Source organism: Mameliella sp. MMSF_3455, assembly GCF_030733205.1.
In the GTDB taxonomy this organism is placed as follows: domain Bacteria; phylum Pseudomonadota; class Alphaproteobacteria; order Rhodobacterales; family Rhodobacteraceae; genus Antarctobacter.
In genome coordinates, this window is record NZ_JASHJL010000103.1 from 1 (window position 1) to 1528 (window position 1528).

Genomic DNA, 1528 nt, shown 5'->3' on the forward strand with positions numbered 1-1528 from the left:
CATGCTGGACAAAAGCAGCTTCACCCCCCACGGTCGTCATCTGATCGCGGGAGAGTGGGTCTCTGGAGAGACGACCTTCACCTCGGAGCCGGCGCATGGCCCGGCGCATGACTATTCCGTCGGCACGCCGGCGCTGGTCGACCGGGCCTGCGAGGCGGCCGAGGCGGCCTTCTGGTCCTACGGCTACACGAGCCGCGAAGAGCGCGCCGCCTTTCTCAACGCCATCGCCGACGAGATCGAGGCGCGCGGTGAGCAGATCACCGAGATCGGCACGCAGGAAACCGGCCTGCCCGAGGCCCGCCTGCAGGGCGAGCGCGGTCGCACCACCGGCCAGCTGCGCCTTTTCGCCAGCCACATCCTCGACGGTGCCTACCTTGATCGTCGCCACGATGCGGCCTTGCCCGACCGCCAGCCGTTGCCGCGCCCGGACCTGAAGATGGTCCAGCGCCCGATCGGGCCGGTCGCGGTCTTCGGCGCCTCGAACTTTCCGCTGGCCTTTTCCACCGCCGGCGGCGACACGGCATCGGCGCTGGCCGCCGGCTGCCCGGTGGTGGTCAAGGGCCACTCGGCCCATCCCGGCACCGGCGAGATCGTCGCCGAGGCCATCCATGCGGCCATCAAGAAGACCGGCGTCCATCCCGGCACCTTCAGCCTGATCCAGGGCGGCAAGCGCGACGTGGGCCAGGCGCTGGTGCAGCACCCGCTGATCCGCGCGGTGGGCTTCACCGGCTCGCTCGGCGGCGGCCGGGCGCTGTTCGATCTCTGCTCGCAACGCCCCGAGCCGATCCCCTTCTTCGGCGAGCTGGGCAGCGTCAACCCGATGTTCCTGCTTCCGCAGGCGGTGAAGGCGCGCGGCGCGCAGATCGGCGAAGGCTGGGCCGCCTCGCTGACCATGGGGGCCGGGCAGTTCTGTACCAACCCCGGCATCGCCGTGGTCGAGATGGGAGAGGCCGGCGACGCCTTTGTCAGCGCCGCCGCCGAGGCGCTGAAGGGCGTCGCGACCCAATGCATGCTGACCGACGGTATCGCGGAGGCGTATAAGAACGGTAAACAGCGCTTCGACACGCGCAACCCGGTGCGCCCGGTGCTGACCACCGACAGCGACGGCCGCAATGCCTCGCCCAATCTCTACGAGACGGACGCCGAGCATTACCTGCAGGATCATGCGCTTGGCGAAGAGGTCTTTGGTCCGCTGGGTCTTGTGGTGCGGGTATCCGGCCCGGATGAGATGGAGCAACTGGCGCGCGGTTTCGAGGGCCAGCTGACGGCGACGCTGCACATGGACGAGGGCGACACGGGGCTTGCGCAACGCCTGATGCCGGTGCTGGAGCGCAAGGCCGGGCGGCTGCTGGTGAACGGCTTTCCGACCGGGGTCGAGGTGGCCGACGCGATGGTCCACGGCGGGCCGTACCCGGCCTCGACCAACTTCGGCGCGACCTCGGTGGGCACCCTGGCCATCCGCCGCTTCCTGCGCCCGGTCTGCTACCAGAACCTCCCCGACGCCCTGCTGCCCGGCGACCTGCGATAA

General features: G+C 69.9%; 1 protein-coding gene. It reads left to right on the top strand.

From position 1 onward, the window contains the following. The first annotated feature begins 1 nt into the window (after position 1). Positions 2 to 1528, top strand: coding sequence for an aldehyde dehydrogenase (NADP(+)) (locus tag RBB42_RS28015; protein WP_305972716.1), 1527 nt, complete (start codon positions 2 to 4; stop codon positions 1526 to 1528).